The 19,076-nt window shown below is 41.9% G+C and carries 15 protein-coding genes; 9 read left to right on the plus strand and 6 right to left on the minus strand.

All coding sequences use genetic code 11. The features are described from left to right. Positions 1–98 precede the first annotated feature (98 nt). Entirely contained in the window at positions 99–2,150 is a 2,052-nt protein-coding gene (locus ACIY14_RS02855) for a retron Ec67 family RNA-directed DNA polymerase/endonuclease (RefSeq protein ID WP_409001457.1), read from the minus strand. A gap of 297 nt (positions 2,151–2,447) precedes the next feature. Further along, positions 2,448–3,614, minus strand: a complete 1,167-nt coding sequence (locus tag ACIY14_RS02860; RefSeq protein ID WP_409001458.1) for a CynX/NimT family MFS transporter — start codon at positions 3,612–3,614, stop codon at positions 2,448–2,450. Positions 3,615–3,835: 221 nt separating this feature from the next. Between ACIY14_RS02860 and ACIY14_RS02865 the strand changes: the two genes are divergently transcribed. Together ACIY14_RS02865 and ACIY14_RS02870 are read left to right on the plus strand one after the other, a co-directional pair. Then, positions 3,836–4,666, plus strand: coding sequence for a glycosyltransferase (locus ACIY14_RS02865; RefSeq protein WP_409001459.1), 831 nt, complete (start codon positions 3,836–3,838; stop codon positions 4,664–4,666). Between the two features lie 75 nt (positions 4,667–4,741). Then, complete coding sequence (locus ACIY14_RS02870; protein ID WP_001035719.1) at positions 4,742–6,592, plus strand: nucleoside-diphosphate sugar epimerase/dehydratase; 1,851 nt, start codon at positions 4,742–4,744, stop codon at positions 6,590–6,592. A 95-nt stretch (positions 6,593–6,687) separates the two neighbouring features. Here the strand turns inward: ACIY14_RS02870 and ACIY14_RS02875 are convergent, their stop codons facing one another. Genes ACIY14_RS02875 through sdaAB form a run of 3 tightly spaced genes read right to left on the minus strand, consistent with a single transcriptional unit; the run spans position 6,688 to position 8,891 of the window. Then, positions 6,688–7,317, minus strand: coding sequence for an HAD-IA family hydrolase (locus ACIY14_RS02875; RefSeq protein WP_001139318.1), 630 nt, complete (start codon positions 7,315–7,317; stop codon positions 6,688–6,690). Between the two features lie 21 nt (positions 7,318–7,338). Next, on the minus strand, positions 7,339–8,211 hold the full coding sequence (gene sdaAA / locus ACIY14_RS02880; protein ID WP_242746408.1) for an L-serine ammonia-lyase, iron-sulfur-dependent, subunit alpha: 873 nt from the start codon (positions 8,209–8,211) through the stop codon (positions 7,339–7,341). Positions 8,212–8,219: 8 nt separating this feature from the next. Continuing rightward, positions 8,220–8,891 carry an L-serine ammonia-lyase, iron-sulfur-dependent subunit beta gene (sdaAB, locus tag ACIY14_RS02885; RefSeq protein ID WP_001191181.1) on the minus strand — a complete coding sequence of 224 codons (672 nt, stop codon included), beginning with the start codon at positions 8,889–8,891 and terminating at the stop codon, positions 8,220–8,222. Positions 8,892–9,132: 241 nt separating this feature from the next. Between sdaAB and ACIY14_RS02890 the strand changes: the two genes are divergently transcribed. The 7 genes from ACIY14_RS02890 to mnmG all read left to right on the plus strand — a co-directional run bounded on the left by ACIY14_RS02890 (position 9,133) and on the right by mnmG (position 17,254). Next, positions 9,133–9,738, plus strand: coding sequence for a LysM peptidoglycan-binding domain-containing protein (locus tag ACIY14_RS02890; protein ID WP_000060311.1), 606 nt, complete (start codon positions 9,133–9,135; stop codon positions 9,736–9,738). Positions 9,739–10,015: 277 nt separating this feature from the next. Beyond that, positions 10,016–10,822 carry an ABC transporter substrate-binding protein gene (locus ACIY14_RS02895; protein ID WP_409001460.1) on the plus strand — a complete coding sequence of 269 codons (807 nt, stop codon included), beginning with the start codon at positions 10,016–10,018 and terminating at the stop codon, positions 10,820–10,822. Between the two features lie 15 nt (positions 10,823–10,837). Next, complete coding sequence (locus tag ACIY14_RS02900) at positions 10,838–12,034, plus strand: argininosuccinate synthase (RefSeq protein ID WP_000031910.1); 1,197 nt, start codon at positions 10,838–10,840, stop codon at positions 12,032–12,034. 27 nt (positions 12,035–12,061) lie between these two features. Further along, positions 12,062–13,453: an argininosuccinate lyase gene (gene argH, locus ACIY14_RS02905; protein ID WP_409001461.1), complete on the plus strand. Its 1,392-nt coding sequence runs from the start codon at positions 12,062–12,064 to the stop codon at positions 13,451–13,453. Between the two features lie 161 nt (positions 13,454–13,614). Then, complete coding sequence (gene mnmA / locus ACIY14_RS02910; protein ID WP_409001462.1) at positions 13,615–14,736, plus strand: tRNA 2-thiouridine(34) synthase MnmA; 1,122 nt, start codon at positions 13,615–13,617, stop codon at positions 14,734–14,736. Positions 14,737–14,876: 140 nt separating this feature from the next. Further along, entirely contained in the window at positions 14,877–15,332 is a 456-nt protein-coding gene (locus tag ACIY14_RS02915; protein WP_409001463.1) for an NUDIX hydrolase, read from the plus strand. 8 nt (positions 15,333–15,340) lie between these two features. Continuing rightward, complete coding sequence (mnmG, locus tag ACIY14_RS02920) at positions 15,341–17,254, plus strand: tRNA uridine-5-carboxymethylaminomethyl(34) synthesis enzyme MnmG (protein WP_409001464.1); 1,914 nt, start codon at positions 15,341–15,343, stop codon at positions 17,252–17,254. Between the two features lie 142 nt (positions 17,255–17,396). Here mnmG and rnjA read toward each other — a convergent pair whose 3' ends face one another. Continuing rightward, positions 17,397–19,076 (minus strand): ribonuclease J1, encoded by a 1,680-nt coding sequence (gene rnjA / locus ACIY14_RS02925; RefSeq protein ID WP_409001465.1) that lies wholly within the window; start codon positions 19,074–19,076, stop codon positions 17,397–17,399.

Raw genomic sequence — 19,076 nt, forward strand, 5'->3', positions numbered from 1 at the left:
GTGTAAAAATTTTATATATAAAAAACTCCTATTAAAAACTAGGAGTTTAGAGGATTTTACATCAGTTATTCGGCAGAATTCTATATTTTAAAGATAAGCTAGAATAATGATTTATAATCTAGGATATTATCTCTTATGCCGTCTAGCAAAGGGATAAACTCAGTAAAATCGAATTCTTTATAATTTTTCAGAACATGCTTTGAAAGAATTTCTTTTCCATAATAATTTGCTCCACCATCTTTATGAAATTCCTTTCCTTTTAAAATAGGTGGCGAATTTCGAGACGACGAAAATAATAAATCTTCAATATCAGACGAGTTACCGTCATTCTTATTAGGTATTAGAGGAGTTGCCATTATATATAGACTATCCTTTTTATTAATTCGCGAAGGTTTTTCTCTTCTAACTTTTTCTAAATTGTCTGAAATCTTATCTTCTAATTTTTTATTCTTTGAACCCTCCGATTCTTCATTCTGAGGGTTCATCAAGTCTTTTGCGTGACTTGCAAATAAAAATAAGGGCGATTTATCATTGCCATTTCTATTATTCGGTTCATTATCAAATAAAAATATTGTTGGATATTTGGGAATACTATTGGTTAATTGTTTGAAATAAGTAATATAGTTTGTGTATAAAATTCTTTCTTCTGAATTTAGTGCAAAAAATTTTTTCTCTTTTTTCTCATTATAGTAAAATTTATCAGAAAAATAATTATACCAAAATTTAAAACCTTCTCCCCCTTCTGGAACATTAAAAAGATATTCTATCGTATTAGTATGATTCAGAAATTCAATTTTAAATATAAAATCATTTCCATCTTTTTCAACAAGTTCTGGATACTTTTGATAAAGGTTTTTTAAAGCTGCTTTAATATATCGTGGATCGGTCTTTCCCTCTGTTACAATTATCGGTTTGTCATTTCCGAAAAAATATTTATAAAATAGAAATTTCTTGTACTCTTTTTCTCTAGAATTAAATAAAGACATGTATATTTTCTTTTCTTCTTTACCGATACTGTAAAATTCTGTAGGTAAATTATATGTATGATGTTTGGTGTTATGAAACAATTCTTTTTGTAAGTCTTTATTATAAAAGATATACTTCCAATAATATTTCGATTCAGATTTTTTTAATAAATTTCTTCCTAATAAATATTTTTGTGAATCTAGATTATTTTGTATCAGGGATTTTTTATAAAGTAAGTAGTTGTTGTATTGTTCTATTTGAAAAATAAAAGCAAATCGTCCCGTTAATTGATTCAGCGTTCCTGGTTTTTTATCTATTTCAAAAGCACCATCTTTGTATAATTGAAAAGCCATTGCACGAGTATTTTTTATGTACTCTCTTTTTACATTTATCTTCTTGTTTACAACTAGCCCAGTAACTTCTTGGCGCTGCATATTATTACTCAATCGTGTTTTTTTAGGATTGATTTCAAAACCAGATGAGATGATTACCTTCTCTAATTCAGTTAAAAAGTTATCTAACTCTTTGCTTGCCCTCAATTTATTAGAGTTTAATTCACGATTTGTTGAAAAAGTCATATCATCGGCATATCTAGAATATGTAAAACGATATTTTTTAGCAATTTTGACAATCCGATAATCTAAAATTCTAGTAATTAAATTTGTGATGATGGGAGAAGAAGGGGCTCCTTGTGGTAACTTACCTTGGTAACATACAATTTGAGCAATTACTGTAGCAATTTCTGGTGAAACAGCAAAATCCCTGTCTTTTATAAAGAAGCCTCTTACTCTTCCAAAATTAAAAGAATCGAAAAAGTTTTTCAAGTCAATGTTCAGAATGTATTTTTTGTTTCGATGCATCTGAGAGTTGGTAATAATGCTTTTCCCCTTTTCAAATGCATGAGACAGAACAGGTGTTTTAAAGTTCTTATCCTTCGATTTAGATTCCAAGCTTTCAAGGTAGCACTCCCATAAAATATTAGCTAATTTTTTCTGAAGAAATTTTAACTCTTTTGAAGGAGCGTGTATAACTCTTTCTCCACCATTCTTTTTAGGAATAGTGAAGGTGGTATATAAATTATCAGTTTGTACGTTGTACAATAAATAGTTAATGTATCTAGCATTTTTAAAACCGAGGAGTTTAGCAAAGTCATCTTTTGTTTGTAGTTGATTGAATTTAGTCACAATTTTTTCCTCATAAAAAAAAGCGTATGATAACTCTTACGCGAACAAGATTTCCAGAAGAAATCCAAGAAAATCCCTAGCTAATAAAACTAGGTGAAGCCAAACATTCCTATAACATTGCTGTTAATACTTGCGAACACACAAGTCAAAAATCTAATCATACGCAAACACATTCTATCACAAAACAAGATATTAATCTAGTTTTAAGGTGTATTAAACTAGATTTTTGTATGGACCAAAAAAACCAGACAGAGTCTGGCTTTGCATTGTTTGTATCTGAGAAGTATTTTAGAAAAATTAAAGGATTTTATCCGCGCGATCTACCATAAAGAGCGAGATAGTCATGATGATATCAATGGCTAGAAGGGCAAGGATAGCTGGAATCCAAGATTGGAAAAGTTCAAAACTGTAACCAAACAAGGTAGGACCAAAGGCCGCTAAGATGTAGCCCCCTGTTTGCGCTAGACCTGAGAGTTGCGCAGTCTTTTCAGGCGAGCTGGTCTTAAGCGAGAAGCAAACCATGAGGTAGGGGAAGAGGGCACTGCAGGCCGTTCCGATCAAGAGGTGGACGACTAACCAGTAGAGGAAACTGCTACTTGGATACAAGAGCATGGCAATTCCTGTCATACCAGCGATAGAGATAATTGCCAGCATGATTCGACGATGACCATCTGACAGACGAGTTGTCAGACTTGGAACAGTCATTGAAAAAGGAATGCTGATCAGCGAGAAGATAGAAGCCAGAAGAGCCGCATCACTATTAGAAAGACCAGCACTAATAGCCATAGTTGGCAACCAGGTCATGCTTGTATAAAAGAACAAGGACTGAAGACCACCAAAGATAATGATGGCCCAGACATCTTTACTTTTTAGAATATTTTCTTTGGCTTGCTTTTCTTTTTGGCCTTCTAGGTGGTGGTTGTGGCGATGATTTGGCAACCAGACTAGAAGAGTGACTAGACAGAGAAAGCTGAGCACGAGGATGAGGCCCTTCCAAGAACTAGCTTGAGTGATAGGGACCGAAAGATAAGAAGCGATGGCCGTTGAAACCCCCATGGCAGTGACATAGAGAGTTGTTAGGAAACTAATCTTTTGAGGCTGATTTGCCTGGATCATACTTGGGAGGAGTACATTGAAGATCGCAATGCTTGCTCCCACAATTAGGGTCCCTAGATAGAGAAGGGGAAGATTGAAAATCCGAATGACAGAGCCAATAGTTAAGAGGAGGAGACAGTAAGTAAAGAGATGTTCCAACCCGATTTTTTGTGCCAAGCGGCTTGCAAAAGCAGAGAAAAGAGCAAACATCAAGAGAGGGAGACTGGTTAAAATCCCAAGAGAGCTAACCTCCACTCCTAGTCCCTGAGCGATATCTCCTAAAATGGTTGGAAGAGCAGTAAAAGGAGATCGTAAAACGGTACCGATTAAGACAATTCCTAGAACAAAAAAGAGCGATTGTTTTTTCATAAAAACCTCGATAGGATGATTTTAATAACAGCTTATTTTAAGGTTTTTTCTATATAATGTCAAGTAATGACAGCTAAGAAAGTTCGATTGATTTAAGCGAGAATAGAGTGAAAGGAGATACATTTCTTTACTAGAATTTTCCTTGATTTGATATAAAAATAGGAAAGTGAGAAAATTTGTGATAAAATAGTGGAAGGAAATCTATATATTGGAGAAAAACGGTGCCTGAAAAGCAAAAAATCAGCGTCTTGATGTCGGTCTATGTAAAGGAAAACCCGACGTTTTTGAGAGATGCTATCAAAAGTGTTCAAAATCAAACCTTGAAACCGAGTGAACTTGTTCTTGTTGAGGATGGGCCCCTCACGCCAGAGCTCTATCAGGTGCTAGATGAAGTGGAAGCTCAGTCAGAAATTCCAGTGAAACGGTGCCCCTTAGAGCAAAATCAAGGTTTAGGCTTGGCTCTTCGATACGGTGTTTTACAGTGTCAGTATGACATTATTGCACGGATGGATACGGACGATTTAGCCGTTCCGGATCGTTTTGAGAAACAGCTTCAGCTAATGGAGAAAGAAGATCTCGATCTCTTAGGTGGGCAGATTGCAGAGTTCATTGACAATCCAGATGAGATTGTGTCTTATCGTCGTGTTCCAACTCAGCACGCAGACATTGTAGCTTATCAGAGAATGAGAAGCGCCTTTAACCATATGACAGTCATGTTCAAAAAAGACATGGTCCTCAAAGCGGGCAACTACGAAGACGGGCTTTACATGGAGGATGATCTCCTTTGGCTCAATATGATTACGGCAGGTGCCAAGACTGGCAACCTAGATCAAATCTTGTGTAAGGTTCGTGTAGGTGCAGGGATGTTTGAGCGTCGAGGTGGCTTGCGTTACCTTAAATTCTACCGTCAAGCTCGCAAACGGATGCTTGAGCGAGGGCAAATTTCTTACATGGAATATGCTAAAAGTATGTTCATTCAGGCAATTGTTGCACTTTGTCCAGGCTTTGTACGTCAGTTTATCTTTGTCAAACTTTTAAGAAAGAGCAAGTAAGACCTGATAGATTGAACGATTCGGGTTATCATAACAATAGTATCATCTGACTCTTTTAAGGGGGAGTAAATTCCTATGAATAAAAAACTAACAGATTACGTGATTGATCTGGTTGAAATTTTAAATAAACAGCAAAAACAAGTGTTTTGGGGGATATTCGATATTCTGAGTATGGTGGTTTCCATCATCGTGTCTTATATCTTGTTTTACGGCCTAATAAATCCTGCGCCTGTGGACTATGTGATCTACACTCTTTTAGCCTTCCTTCTCTATCAAATCATAATTGCATTTTGGGGGCTGAATGCTAGTATTAGTCGCTACAGTAAGATTACGGATTTTATGAAAATCTTTTTTGGAGTGACACTCAGTAGTGTTCTTTCTTATGGAATCTGCTATGCCTTTCTTCCATTATTTTCAATCCGTTTCATCGTGCTCTTCATTTTGTTGAGTACCTTCCTCATCTTGCTTCCTCGCATCACCTGGCAGTTGATTTATTCCAAACGTAAAAAGGGTAGTGGAGATGGAGAGCATCGTCGTACCTTCTTGATTGGTGCGGGAGATGGTGGTGCCCTCTTTATGAATAGCTACCAACATCCAACCAGTGAGCTTGAGATAGTGGGGATTTTGGACAACGATGAAAAGAAAAAAGGGCAAAAACTAGGTGGAATCCCAGTTCTAGGTTCTTATGACAATCTACCTGAATTGGCCAAACGTCACCAAATCGAGCGTGTTATCGTAGCAATCCCTTCGCTTGATCCATCAGAGTATGAACGTATCTTGCAAATGTGTAATAAACTAGGTGTCAAATGTTACAAGATGCCTAAAGTTGAGACAGTTGTTCAAGGATTACATCAATCAGGTAGTGGTTTCCAAAAAATTGATATCACAGACCTTTTGGGCCGTCAGGAAATTCGCCTTGACGAATCACGTCTGGGTGCAGAAATTACAGGTAAGACCATCTTGGTGACAGGAGCCGGTGGTTCGATTGGTTCGGAGATTTGTCGCCAGATTAGTCGCTTCAACCCAGAGCGTATCGTCTTGCTTGGACATGGTGAAAATTCAATCTACCTTATTTATCATGAGTTGATTCGTAAATTCCAAGGGATTGATTATGTTCCTGTCATTGCAGATATTCAGGATTATGATCGTCTTTTACAAGTGTTTGAACAGTACAAACCAGCTATCATCTACCATGCTGCAGCCCACAAACACGTTCCGATGATGGAACGCAATCCAAAAGAAGCCTTCAAGAACAATATCCTCGGGACTTACAATGTTGCCAAGGCTGTTGATGAAGCCAAAGTACCTAAGATGGTCATGATTTCGACAGACAAGGCGGTCAATCCACCGAATGTTATGGGTGCGACTAAGCGCGTGGCAGAGTTGATTGTCACTGGCTTTAACCAACGTAGTAAATCAACCTACTGTGCAGTTCGTTTTGGGAATGTTCTCGGTAGTCGTGGTAGCGTGATTCCTGTCTTTGAACGTCAGATTGCTGAAGGTGGTCCTGTAACGGTGACAGACTTCCGTATGACACGTTACTTCATGACCATTCCAGAGGCTAGCCGTCTGGTCATCCATGCTGGTGCTTATGCCAAGGACGGAGAAGTCTTTATCCTTGATATGGGCAAACCAGTTAAGATCTACGACTTGGCTAAGAAAATGGTCCTTCTAAGCGGGCACACGGAAAGTGAAATTCCAATCGTTGAGGTCGGTATCCGACCAGGTGAAAAACTCTATGAAGAACTCTTGGTTTCGACCGAATTGGTTGATAACCAAGTCATGGATAAGATTTTCGTTGGTAAGGTAAACGTCATGCCTCTAGAAGCCATCGATCAAAAGATTGAAGAGTTCCGTTCACTCAGCGGAGATGAGCTCAAAGAAGCGATTATTTCCTTTGCAAATGAGACAACCCACGTTGAGTAAGAGTGTCCAACCAATTAATTATAAATAGAAAGCCAAGGTTCTGTTTGTACAGGACCTTGGCCTTTTTACTCTGTAATTTCAAATCGTTGTATTATTTATAGTTGCTTAATGATATCGTCAATGGTATGGGCAATCCAGTCAGGTTGATAGCTGAGTAAATCAGCCTCTTCTCCAAATCCCCAAGTAACAGCGAACTTTTTAATGCTAGTTTCTTGGGCTCCAATCATATCAAACTTGGTATCTCCGATGATAAGGACTTGGTCTGCAGGAAGTTGATGCGTTTGCAAGGCGTAACGGATGACATCCGCCTTGTGAGGCGTTTCAGGACTAGAGCCGTAAATACCATCAAAGAAATGATGGATTCCCAGATTTTTAGTCATATCATGAGCAGTAGGAGTATTCTTTGTAGTAGTGATGTAGAGAGGATAGTTTTTCGAGAGTTCTTGAAGCAATTCCGTCATTCGGGGGAAGAGCTGCGCTTCGTGGATTCCTTTTTTCTTGTAGTAAGAGCGGTAGATTTGAACAGCCTCTGAGATTTGCTCCTTGGGAAGACATGTTGCAAAACTACTTTCAAGTGGCGGTCCCATAAAACCACGAATGGTTTTGGCATCAGGGCTTGGAACTCCTAGTTGTTCAAAGGTATGGGTAAAGGCATTGTGGATCCCGAGGGAACTGTCAACCAGAGTTCCGTCTAGATCAAAAAAGATTGCTGAGATAGAGGGCATAGTTTCTCCTAATAGATAAGCTTATTCTCCGAAGATTTCTTTTTGTAGGCGACGACCAGTCGGGGTGGCTGCGAGTCCACCTTCAGCCGTTTCACGAAAGGCAGTTGGAAGACTTGATCCGACTTGGTACATGGCATCGATGACTTCGTCAACAGGGATCTTAGACTCGATACCTGCCAAGGCCATATCTGCTGCGATAAAGGCAAAGCTGGCTCCCATGGCATTGCGCTTAACACAGGGAACTTCAACCAAACCAGCGACGGGGTCGCAGATGAGGCCCAGCATATTTTTAATGACAAAAGCGATGGCTTGGCTAGCCTGATACGGGGTTCCACCTGCAGCCAAGGTTAAGGCTGCGGCACTCATGGCAGAGGCAGAGCCAACTTCTGCCTGGCAGCCACCTTCAGCACCTGAGATAGAAGCGTTGTTTGCGATAACCAATCCAAAGGCACCCGCAGCAAAGAGGAAATCGAGCTGTTCTTTGTGGCTGAGATCAAGTTTTTGGATAGCAGCAGTGAGAACAGCTGGCAGACAGCCAGCACTTCCTGCGGTTGGAGTGGCACAGACCAAACCCATTTTAGCGTTGTGTTCGTTGACCGCGATGGCATTTCGGGCTGCTGATAGGATGGTAAAGTCAGACAAGGCCTTGCCACTTTTGAGATGGCGGTCTAGTTTGGCAGCATCGCCACCTGTCAGGCCACTACGGGATTTATTTTCACTGAGACCGAGCTCAACAGAGGCTTTCATGACTTCTAGATTGCGTTCCATGAGGAGGAGAACTTCTGGGCGTTCCCGACCGGTTAATTGATATTCTGTCGCAATCATGAGTTCTGCGACATTTCCTTGGAAGTCTAGATCTGCTTGCTCGACCAATTCTTTGATAGAATAAAACATGTTTCCTCCTACTTAAAGAAATTGACATTGTGGAGATGAGGGATTTTTCGGATTTCTTCAATCGCCTCTTCGCAACTTCGACTATCGACTTCGATAATCATAATGGCTTTTTCTCCAGCTTTTTCCCGAGTCACATTCATCTGGGCGATATTGATATCATAGCGTGAAAGTGCCTCTGTAACGAGGGCAATCATACCTGGAATATCTTGATGAACGATGATGATAGTCGGTGTATTCATATTGAGAGAGACGGCAAAGCCATTGAGTTCGGTTACCTGAATATTCCCTCCACCGATGGAAATCCCTGTCACACTAATGGACTTATGGTCATTCTTCACAGTGATTTTAGTGGTGTTAGGGTGAGGTGCGTTACTGTCTTTCTGAATGGTCCAGACAATCTTGATACCACGCTTATGGGCAATCTCGAGACTATTTGGAATGTCGGGATTATCCGTGTCCATACCTAAAATACCAGCGACGAGAGCAAGGTCAGTTCCATGACCACGATAGGTCTTGGCAAATGAGTTAAACAATTGGAATTCTACCTCTGTTGGCGTATCGTCAAAGATGGAGGAGACGATTTTCCCAATACGAACAGCTCCAGCTGTGTGGCTACTTGATGGGCCAATCATGACTGGTCCGATAATATCAAAGACAGATTGAAAACGAAGTGATTGCATCTGTTTCCCCTTACAAAGATTCTTATATCTATTATACCAAAGAATGGACCTCTGCGCTTATTTCCCTTATCAAAAGCTCAAAATGATTAAAGATAGTATAAAATAAGGTCTTTTGTGACAAAAACCTCCTTAAAACGGTAAATATAAAACATTTTTGTAATATTTCTACATATAACCGTTAAACAACGGTAACATTTAAAAGGTATCATAGATATATTCAATGGAAGGAGAATTTTTAGATATGTCATTAACAACTAAAAAAATCAAAACAACTATCGCAGGAGTAGCAGCCTTGCTTGCTTTCTTTGCCCCAGCTCTTGCATCTGCACAAGAAACTGTAACTTACACTGTTAAATCAGGTGATACTCTTTCAGAAATCGCTGAGAAGTACAACACGACTGCTGAAAAATTAGCAGCAAAAAACAATATCAAAGATATCCACCTTATCTATGTTGACCAAGTTTTGGTCATCGAAGGGACAGCTTCTACTGCAGCTCCAGCAGCAACAACGGAAGAAACAGCTCCAGTAGCTACAGAAACAGTTGAAGAAGCTCCAGCTGCAACTACAACTTATGAAGCACCAGCAGCAGAAAGCAACACTGTAGCAACATCTACTGTAAGTGGTTCTGAAGCAGAAGCCAAAGAATGGATCGCTCAAAAAGAATCAGGTGGTAGTTACACAGCTACAAATGGCCAATACATCGGACGTTACCAATTGACAGATTCATACTTGAACGGTGACTACTCAGCTGAAAACCAAGAACGTGTAGCAGATGCCTACGTTGCAGGACGCTACGGCTCATGGACAGCTGCCAAGAACTTCTGGCTTAACAACGGTTGGTATTAAGAATACAAGAGTCCTTTAGGGCTCTTTTTGTTTCTCTATAACAAAAGGTGTAACGATATTCTCAGCAATGCTCTGTTTGTATAATTCCAACGAAATCCTTCAAATTGTTTTAAAAATCAAATAGTATAAATAAGCTTATTATATGTAAAAAATATATCATATAATAAGCTTTTTCTTGATTAAAATGAAATAAAATACAGTTTCCTCTTGACAAACGAGGGCGAGAGGAGTATTATTTATACAATAATAAAGTATAAAAATAAAAGGAGGCTCTTCTATGAATAAAGTGAAGAAGGTGTTGATGACGATGTTTGGTTTGCTTATGTTTCCCTTGTTATTTGCTTGTAGTAACAGTCAGTCCCAAGGTGTTGAAGCCATTAAGGCTAAAGGAAAATTGGTGGTGGCCCTAAATCCAGAGTTTGCTCCATTTGAATACCAGAAATTGGTTGATGGGAAAAATCAGATTGTAGGTTCAGATGTTGAGCTCGCCAAAGCCATCGCAAAGGAACTAGGTGTAGAAGTGGAGTTTTCTCCAATGAGTTTTGACAATGTACTGGCTAGTCTTAATTCAGGCAAGGCCGATCTCGCCATATCAGGTGTCTCTAAAACGGAGGAGAGAAGTCAAGTTTACGATTTTTCAATTCCCTACTACACTTCGAAAAATAAGGTTATCGTAAGAAAATCTGAATTAACGAATTACCAATCAGTGAAGGATTTGGCTCAGAAAAAGGTTGGAGCGCAGAAAGGTTCTATCCAGGAAACTCTGGCTAAAGAAACCCTGCAGAATTCTTCTCTCGTTTCACTTCCTAAAAATGGAAATTTGATAACAGATTTGAAGTCAGGGCAACTGGATGCGGTTATCTTTGAGGAACCAGTGGCGAAAGGATTTGTAGAGAATAATCCAGACCTAGCCATCGCTGAGTTTGATTTTGACAATGCTACAGAAGATTCCTACGCTGTTGCGATGAAAAAAGACAGTAAAGAATTAAAAGAGGCGGTTGACAAAACTATCCAGAAGTTGAAGGATTCTGGGGAATTGGACAAATTGATTGACGATGCTTTTAAAGCCTCTATCGAAAAATAGAAAGAAGGAAGAGAAATGAGTAAGGAAAAAGTCATTTTAGCCTATTCAGGTGGATTGGATACATCAGTTGCTATTACATGGTTAAAAAAAGACTATGATGTGATCGCTGTTTGTATGGATGTGGGCGAAGGAAAAGATTTGGAGTTCATCCATGATAAAGCTCTCAAGGTTGGGGCTGTAGAGTCCTATGTCATTGATGTCAAGGAAGAATTTGCTAATGACTATGTTTTAGTGGCCCTTCAGGCTCATGCCTACTATGAACAAAAGTACCCCTTGGTATCCGCTCTGAGCCGCCCTCTTATTTCAAAAAAACTCGTTGAAATAGCTCATCAGACGGGGGCAACCACAATTGCTCATGGTTGCACAGGTAAGGGAAACGACCAAGTTCGGTTTGAAGTCTCTATTGCAGCTTTGGATCCCAATTTAAAGGTAGTTGCGCCTGTTCGTGAGTGGAAATGGTCTCGTGAAGAAGAAATCCAATATGCCAAAGAAAACGGCGTTCCAGTTCCAGCTGACCTTGACAATCCTTACTCTGTCGATCAAAATCTTTGGGGACGTGCAAATGAATGTGGTGTCTTGGAAAATCCTTGGAACCAAGCACCAGAAGAAGCATTTGGAATCACATCTTCTCCAGAAGAGGCACCAGACAGTCCAGAATTTATTGACATTGAGTTTAGTTGCGGGGTGCCTATATCCCTCAATGGAGAGAAGATGAAAGTGGCTACTTTGATTCAAAAGCTAAATGAAATTGCGGGCAAACACGGTGTTGGTCGTATTGACCATGTGGAAAATCGCCTAGTCGGTATTAAGTCAAGAGAGATTTATGAGTGCCCAGGTGCTGTGACTTTATTGGCAGCTCATAAGGAGATTGAGGACTTGACTCTTGTGAGAGAAGTGGCTCATTTCAAACCTATTATCGAAAATGAGTTGTCCAATCTCATCTATAATGCCTTGTGGTTTAGCCCAGCAACTCAGGCTTTGATTGCCTATATCAAGGAGACACAGAAAGTTGTCAATGGAACTGCAAAAGTTAAACTCTATAAGGGGAATGCTCAGGTAGTGGCTCGGAAATCTCCAAATTCTCTTTACGATGAAAATTTGGCGACTTATACCAGTGCGGATACCTTTGACCAAGATGCGGCTGTTGGTTTTATCAAGCTTTGGGGGCTTCCGACTAAGGTTTATTCAGAAGTTCAGAAAAATGTTGAGTAGTGACGCGATAGAAAGGGACGACAGGATATGCCGAAAAATACAAAATTATGGGGTGGTCGATTTGAAGGCACTGTGGAAGATTGGGTAGAACAGTTCGGTGCGAGTATTTCCTTTGACCACCAGCTGGCAAAATTTGATTTGATGGGTTCCTTAGCTCATGTTCAAATGCTAGGACAGACTGGCATTTTGAGCTTGGAAGAGGCGGAGCAGATCCAAGATGGTCTGCAAGCTTTGTTGCGAGAGTTAGAGGCAGGATATCTTCATTTTGACATTGCAAATGAAGATATCCATATGAATATGGAAGTCTTGCTGACAGAGAAAATCGGTCCTCTGGCTGGAAAACTACATACAGCTCGTTCTCGGAATGACCAAGTCGCAACGGATATGCACTTATATCTAAAGGAGCAGCTTGGCCATGTCTTGGATAAGTTGGCGAACCTGAACAGTGTTTTGCTGGATTTAGCTGAAAAACATGTGGAAACCATCATGCCAGGCTATACCCATTTGCAGCACGCCCAACCGATTAGTTTTGCCCACCATCTCATGGCTTATTACAATATGTTTCAAAGGGATAGCGAGCGCTTTGCATTTAACCTGAAACATACGGACCTATCTCCACTGGGTGCAGCTGCCTTGGCAGGGACAACTTTTCCAATCGATCGTCAATTATCGAGTGATTTATTGGGCTTCCAACAACCCTATACCAATTCCTTGGATGCAGTGAGTGACCGTGATTTTATCTTGGAATTTCTGTCAAACGCCAGCATTTTGATGATGCATATGAGTCGTTTTTGCGAAGAAATCATTAATTGGTGTAGCTTTGAGTATCAGTACGTTAGCTTGTCCGATAGCTTTTCCACGGGCTCGTCTATCATGCCCCAGAAGAAAAATCCTGATATGGCCGAATTGATTCGAGGGAAGACAGGACGGGTTTACGGGCACTTGCTTGGACTATTGACCGTCATGAAGTCTTTGCCTCTGGCTTACAATAAGGATTTGCAAGAGGACAAGGAAGGCATGTTTGATACAGTAGAAACGATTTTGAATTCTCTGGATGTGTTGGCAGGTATGCTATCAAGCATGCAGGTTCATAAGGCCAAAATGCAGCAATCTACAGAGAATGACTTTTCGAATGCGACTGAACTAGCAGATTATTTGGCAGAAAAAGGCCTCCCCTTTAGAGAAGCGCATGAAATAGTAGGGAAATTGGTTCTAGACTCTATCAAGCATGGTAAAAATATCCAAGATTGGGATTTGAAGGAGTTGCAAGTCTACCATCCCTTGATTGAAGAGGATATTTATATCTATTTGCGTCCAGAAACCGCTGTTCAGAGACGGAATTCCTTGGGAGGAACCGGCTTTGAGCAAGTGAAATTCCAGATAGAACAAGCGAAGAAAGAACTTAAAGGGGGAAATTGATTCATTTGCAAAGTATGAAAGAGAGGCTGAGATGATTTATCAGCCTCTTTCTTGTCTTCTATAACCAAGCGTGTTATAATGAATACTGCTCAAGCGACCTTCAATCGTTGAAGCACACACGACCTTCAATCGTGAATAAACGAATAGATGGGAGACTTACCATGAGTGATAACTCTAAAACACGTGTTGTCGTGGGGATGAGTGGTGGTGTTGATTCGTCGGTGACGGCTCTCTTGCTCAAGGAGCAGGGCTACGATGTGATTGGTATCTTCATGAAGAACTGGGATGACACAGATGAAAACGGCGTCTGTACGGCGACCGAAGATTACAAGGATGTGGCTGCTGTGGCAGACCAGATCGGCATTCCTTACTACTCTGTCAATTTTGAAAAAGAGTACTGGGACCGCGTTTTTGAGTATTTCCTAGCGGAATATCGTGCAGGACGTACGCCAAATCCAGATGTTATGTGCAACAAGGAAATCAAGTTCAAGGCTTTTTTGGACTATGCTATGACCTTGGGGGCAGACTATGTAGCGACGGGGCATTATGCTCGAGTGGCGCGTGATGAGGATGGTACTGTTCACATGCTTCGTGGTGTGGACAATGGCAAGGATCAGACCTATTTCCTCAGTCAACTTTCGCAAGAACAACTCCAAAAAACCATGTTCCCCTTGGGACATCTGGAAAAGCCTGAGGTACGAAAACTAGCAGAAGAAGCAGGTCTTGCGACTGCCAAGAAGAAAGATTCGACAGGGATTTGCTTTATCGGAGAAAAGAACTTTAAAAACTTTCTCAGTAACTACCTGCCAGCCCATCCTGGTCGCATGATGGCTGTGGATGGACGTGATATGGGTGAGCATGCAGGTCTGATGTATTATACGATTGGTCAGCGTGGCGGACTCGGTATCGGTGGCCAACACGGCGGTGACAATGCCCCTTGGTTCGTTGTTGGAAAAAACCTGAGCAAGAACATCCTCTATGTCGGACAAGGATTCTACCATGATTCGCTCATGTCAACAAGCCTAGAGGCCAGTCAAGTTCACTTTACTCGTGAGATGCCAGAGGAGTTTACGTTAGAATGTACAGCTAAATTCCGCTACCGTCAGCCCGATTCTAAGGTGACCGTACATGTCAAAGGAGACAAGGCTGAGGTCATCTTTGCAGAACCGCAACGCGCCATCACACCAGGACAGGCAGTTGTCTTTTACGATGGCGAAGAGTGTCTAGGTGGTGGTTTGATTGATAATGCTTATCGAGATGGACAAGTTTGTCAGTACATTTAGATTGACAAATTTTCTCAATTTGCTACAATAATAAAAGCAATAGAAATGATGGTCAAAGCTCATGGATGTTGCAGGCTTTTTTGTCCTGCACTTCTTTGGAGTTTTGACTGTTTTTGTGTCGTTTAAGGGAAAGGATAAAAATGACTCAACAAGACTTTCGGACAAAAGTAGGAAATACGGTTTTTGGTGTTCGGGCGACAGCCTTGATTCTCCAAAATTGCAAGCTTCTAGTCACCAAAGACAAGGGCAAGTATTACACTATCGGCGGAGCAATCCAAGTGAACGAAAGAACGGAAGAAGCGGTAGTTCGTGAAGTGAGGGAAGAGCTGGGTGTCAAAGCTCAAGCTGGGCAGCTAGCTTTTGTGGTCGAAAATCGTTTTGAACAGGACGGTGTTTCCTATCACAACATTGAGTTTCATTATCTGGTGAACTTGCTTGAGGATGCCCCATTGACCATGCAGGAAGATGAAAAAACGCAGCCCTGTGAGTGGATTGATTTGGATCAGCTCCAGAATATCCAGCTCGTTCCAGCCTTTTTAAAAACAGCCCTACCAGAATGGGACGGCCAACTAAGACACATTCATCTTGAGGAATAGGAGAGAAAATGACTTATAATTTTACGGAAGAATACGATATTATTGTAATCGGTGCGGGACACGCTGGGGTCGAGGCTTCCTTGGCTGCCAGCCGTATGGGCTGCAAGGTCTTGCTCGCGACCATCAACATTGAAATGCTGGCTTTTATGCCTTGTAACCCTTCTATCGGTGGTTCTGCCAAAGGGATTGTTGTGCGTGAAGTCGATGCCCTCGGTGGTGAAATGGCCAAGAATATTGACAAGACTTACATACAGATGAAGATGCTCAACACAGGGAAAGGACCTGCTGTTCGCGCCCTTCGTGCGCAGGCTGACAAGGAGCTTTACTCTAAGGAGATGCGCAAGACAGTTGAAAATCAAGAAAATCTGACCCTTCGTCAAACCATGATTGATGAGATTTTGGTGGAAGATGGCAAGGTTGTCGGTGTGCGTACGGCGACCCATCAAGAGTATGCTGCCAAGGCTGTTATCGTGACCACAGGAACTGCTCTCCGTGGGGAAATCATCATCGGAGATCTCAAGTACTCATCAGGTCCTAACCACAGCCTAGCTTCTATTAACCTTGCTGACAATCTCAAGGAACTGGGCCTCGAAATCGGTCGTTTCAAGACAGGAACCCCCCCACGTGTCAAGGCTTCTTCTATCAACTACGACGTGACAGAGATTCAGCCAGGAGATGAAGCGCCTAATCACTTCTCCTACACTTCACGTGATGAGGATTATGTCAAGAACCAAGTTCCATGCTGGTTGACCTACACCAATGGTACCAGTCATGAGATTATCCAAAACAATCTCCACCGTGCGCCTATGTTTACAGGTGTGGTCAAGGGAGTGGGACCTCGTTACTGTCCATCAATTGAGGATAAGATTGTACGCTTTGCGGACAAGGAACGTCATCAACTCTTTCTTGAGCCAGAAGGGCGCAATACAGAGGAGGTCTATGTCCAAGGACTTTCAACCAGTCTTCCTGAGGATGTCCAGCGTGAGCTGGTTCATTCCATCAAAGGTTTAGAAAATGCTGAAATGATGCGAACAGGTTATGCTATCGAGTATGACATGGTCTTACCACACCAGTTGCGTGCAACTCTGGAAACCAAGAAAATCTCAGGTCTTTTCACTGCTGGTCAGACAAATGGAACGTCAGGTTACGAAGAAGCAGCTGGCCAAGGGATTATCGCTGGTATCAATGCGGCTCTGAAAATCCAAGGCAAGCCTGAGTTGATTTTGAAGCGCAGTGACGGTTATATCGGAGTGATGATTGATGACTTGGTGACCAAGGGAACCATTGAACCCTACCGTCTTTTGACCAGCCGTGCTGAATACCGTCTCATTCTTCGCCATGACAATGCCGATATGCGTTTGACAGAGATGGGACGCGAGATTGGACTTGTGGATGATGAACGCTGGGCTCGCTTTGAAATCAAGAAAAATCAATTTGACAATGAGATGAAGCGACTAGACAGCATCAAACTCAAGCCAGTCAAGGAAACCAATGCCAAGGTTGAGAAGATGGGCTTCAAGCCGTTAACTGATGCCGTGACAGCCAAGGAATTCCTTCGCCGTCCAGAAGTTTCTTACCAAGATGTGGTGGCTTTCATCGGGCCAGCTGCTGAGGACTTGGATGACAAGACTATCGAATTGATTGAAACAGAAATCAAGTACGAAGGCTATATTTCCAAAGCCATGGATCAGGTTGCCAAGATGAAACGCATGGAAGAAAAACGCATTCCAGCCAATATTGATTGGGATGATATTGATTCTATCGCGACAGAAGCTCGTCAGAAGTTCAAACTTATCAATCCAGAAACTATCGGCCAAGCCAGCCGTATCTCTGGTGTAAACCCAGCAGATATTTCTATTTTGATGGTGTATCTGGAAGGTAAAAATCGTAGTATTTCTAAAAATCAAGAAAAGAAAGCATAGAAAAAACAGCTCCGAAGACGGGGCTGTTTTGTTGACTTGTACTCAATGAAAATCAAAGAGCAAACTAGGAAGTTAGCCGAAGGCTGTACTTGAGTACGGCAAGGCGAAGCTGACGTGGCTTGAATTTGATTTTCGAAGAGTATTATTCTTCATCTGGTGTGAGGATCATAGGGATGATGATCGGTTCACGTTCTGTATTTTCATAAAGGAAGGGGCGAATAGCATTGACAATGGCACCATTGACAGATTGCACGCTAGCATCCTTGTTTTTCAGTGCGATACGAATAGCATTGAAGAGGATGCGCTGGCTTTGGCGAATCAAGTCGCCAGACTCTCTCATGTAGACAAATCCTCGGCTGAGGATGTCTGGGCCAGACAGAATCATCTGCGATTTGAAGTCAACAGTTGCAACTGCCAGAACGACACCGTCTTCGGATAGATCACGACGGTCTTTGAGGACAGCCGCACCGATTTCGCCGATACGATTTCCATCGACATAGATGTCTTGGGCGTTGAAATGACCTGCGATACGAGCTGAGTCTGCAGTAAGGGCAAGCACATCACCATTGCTCATGATAAAGATATTGTCCTTCTCGACACCAGTATCCACCGCTAGTCCAGCGTGGACTTTTTGCATGCGGTATTCACCATGGACAGGCATGAAGTATTTTGGCTTAATCAAGCGGAGCATGAGTTTTTGCTCTTGCTGACCACCGTGTCCAGATGTATGGATATTGTTCACTTTACCGTGGATAACTTCGACACCAGCTTCAGAAATAGTGTTAATCAATTTGTTGACGCTAGTGGTATTTCCAGGGATTGGGCTAGAAGAGAAGATAACAGTATCACCGGGTTGGAGTTGCACCTGACGGTGGGTTCCGTTAGCGATACGAGAGAGGGCCGCCATTGGCTCACCTTGACTACCTGTACAGAGGATCAGAACCTCGCCTGCAGGGTAGTCTTTGATTTCATTTGGTTCGATAAAGGTTCCCTTAGGAGCTTTAATGTAACCAAGGTCGATACCATTGACAATGGCCTTTTCCATAGAACGACCAAAGACTGCAATCTTGCGTCCAGTCTTAACAGCGGCATCCGTTGCTTGCTGGAGACGGAAGATATTGGAGGCAAAGGACGCAAATATGATACGACCTTCGATGCCTTGGATAATCTTCATGATGGACTGGCCAACGACTTTTTCAGAGTTGGTAAAGGTTGGCACTTCTGCATTTGTCGAGTCAGAGAGGAGGCAGAGAACGCCTTCTTCCCCAAGAGCAGCCATACGGTGCAAGTCCGCTGGTTCACCAACTGGTGTAAAGTCGAACTTGAAGTCACCTGTACAGACGATTTTTCCTTGAGGGGTATGAATGACAATCCCCAAAGGCTCTGGAATGGAGTGAGTGGTTCTAAAGAAAGTTGCCTTGAGATTTTTAAAGGTCAACTCAGTGTTGTGGTTGATTTCGTAAAGTTTGGCGTTGCGCAAGAGACCGTGTTCTTCGAGTTTTCCACGGATCAAAGCTAAGGCAAGTGGTCCAGCGTAGATAGGGACATTTGCTTGCTTGAGCAGGAAAGGAATTCCACCAATGTGGTCCTCGTGTCCGTGTGTGATCAAGACAGCCTTGACGCGGTCAATATTGTCTACGATGTAAGAGTAGTCGGGGATAACATAGTCGATACCCAGCAAGTCATCTTCTGGGAATTTAATTCCAGCATCGACGATGATAATCTCGTCTTGGTATTCAATTCCGTATGTGTTTTTCCCGATTTCTCCTAGACCACCGATGGCAAAAACGCCGACTTCTTCAGGTTTAAGAGTATAGGCCAT

It is taken from the genome of Streptococcus sp. ST16 (assembly GCF_046098135.1).
Lineage (GTDB): Bacteria > Bacillota > Bacilli > Lactobacillales > Streptococcaceae > Streptococcus.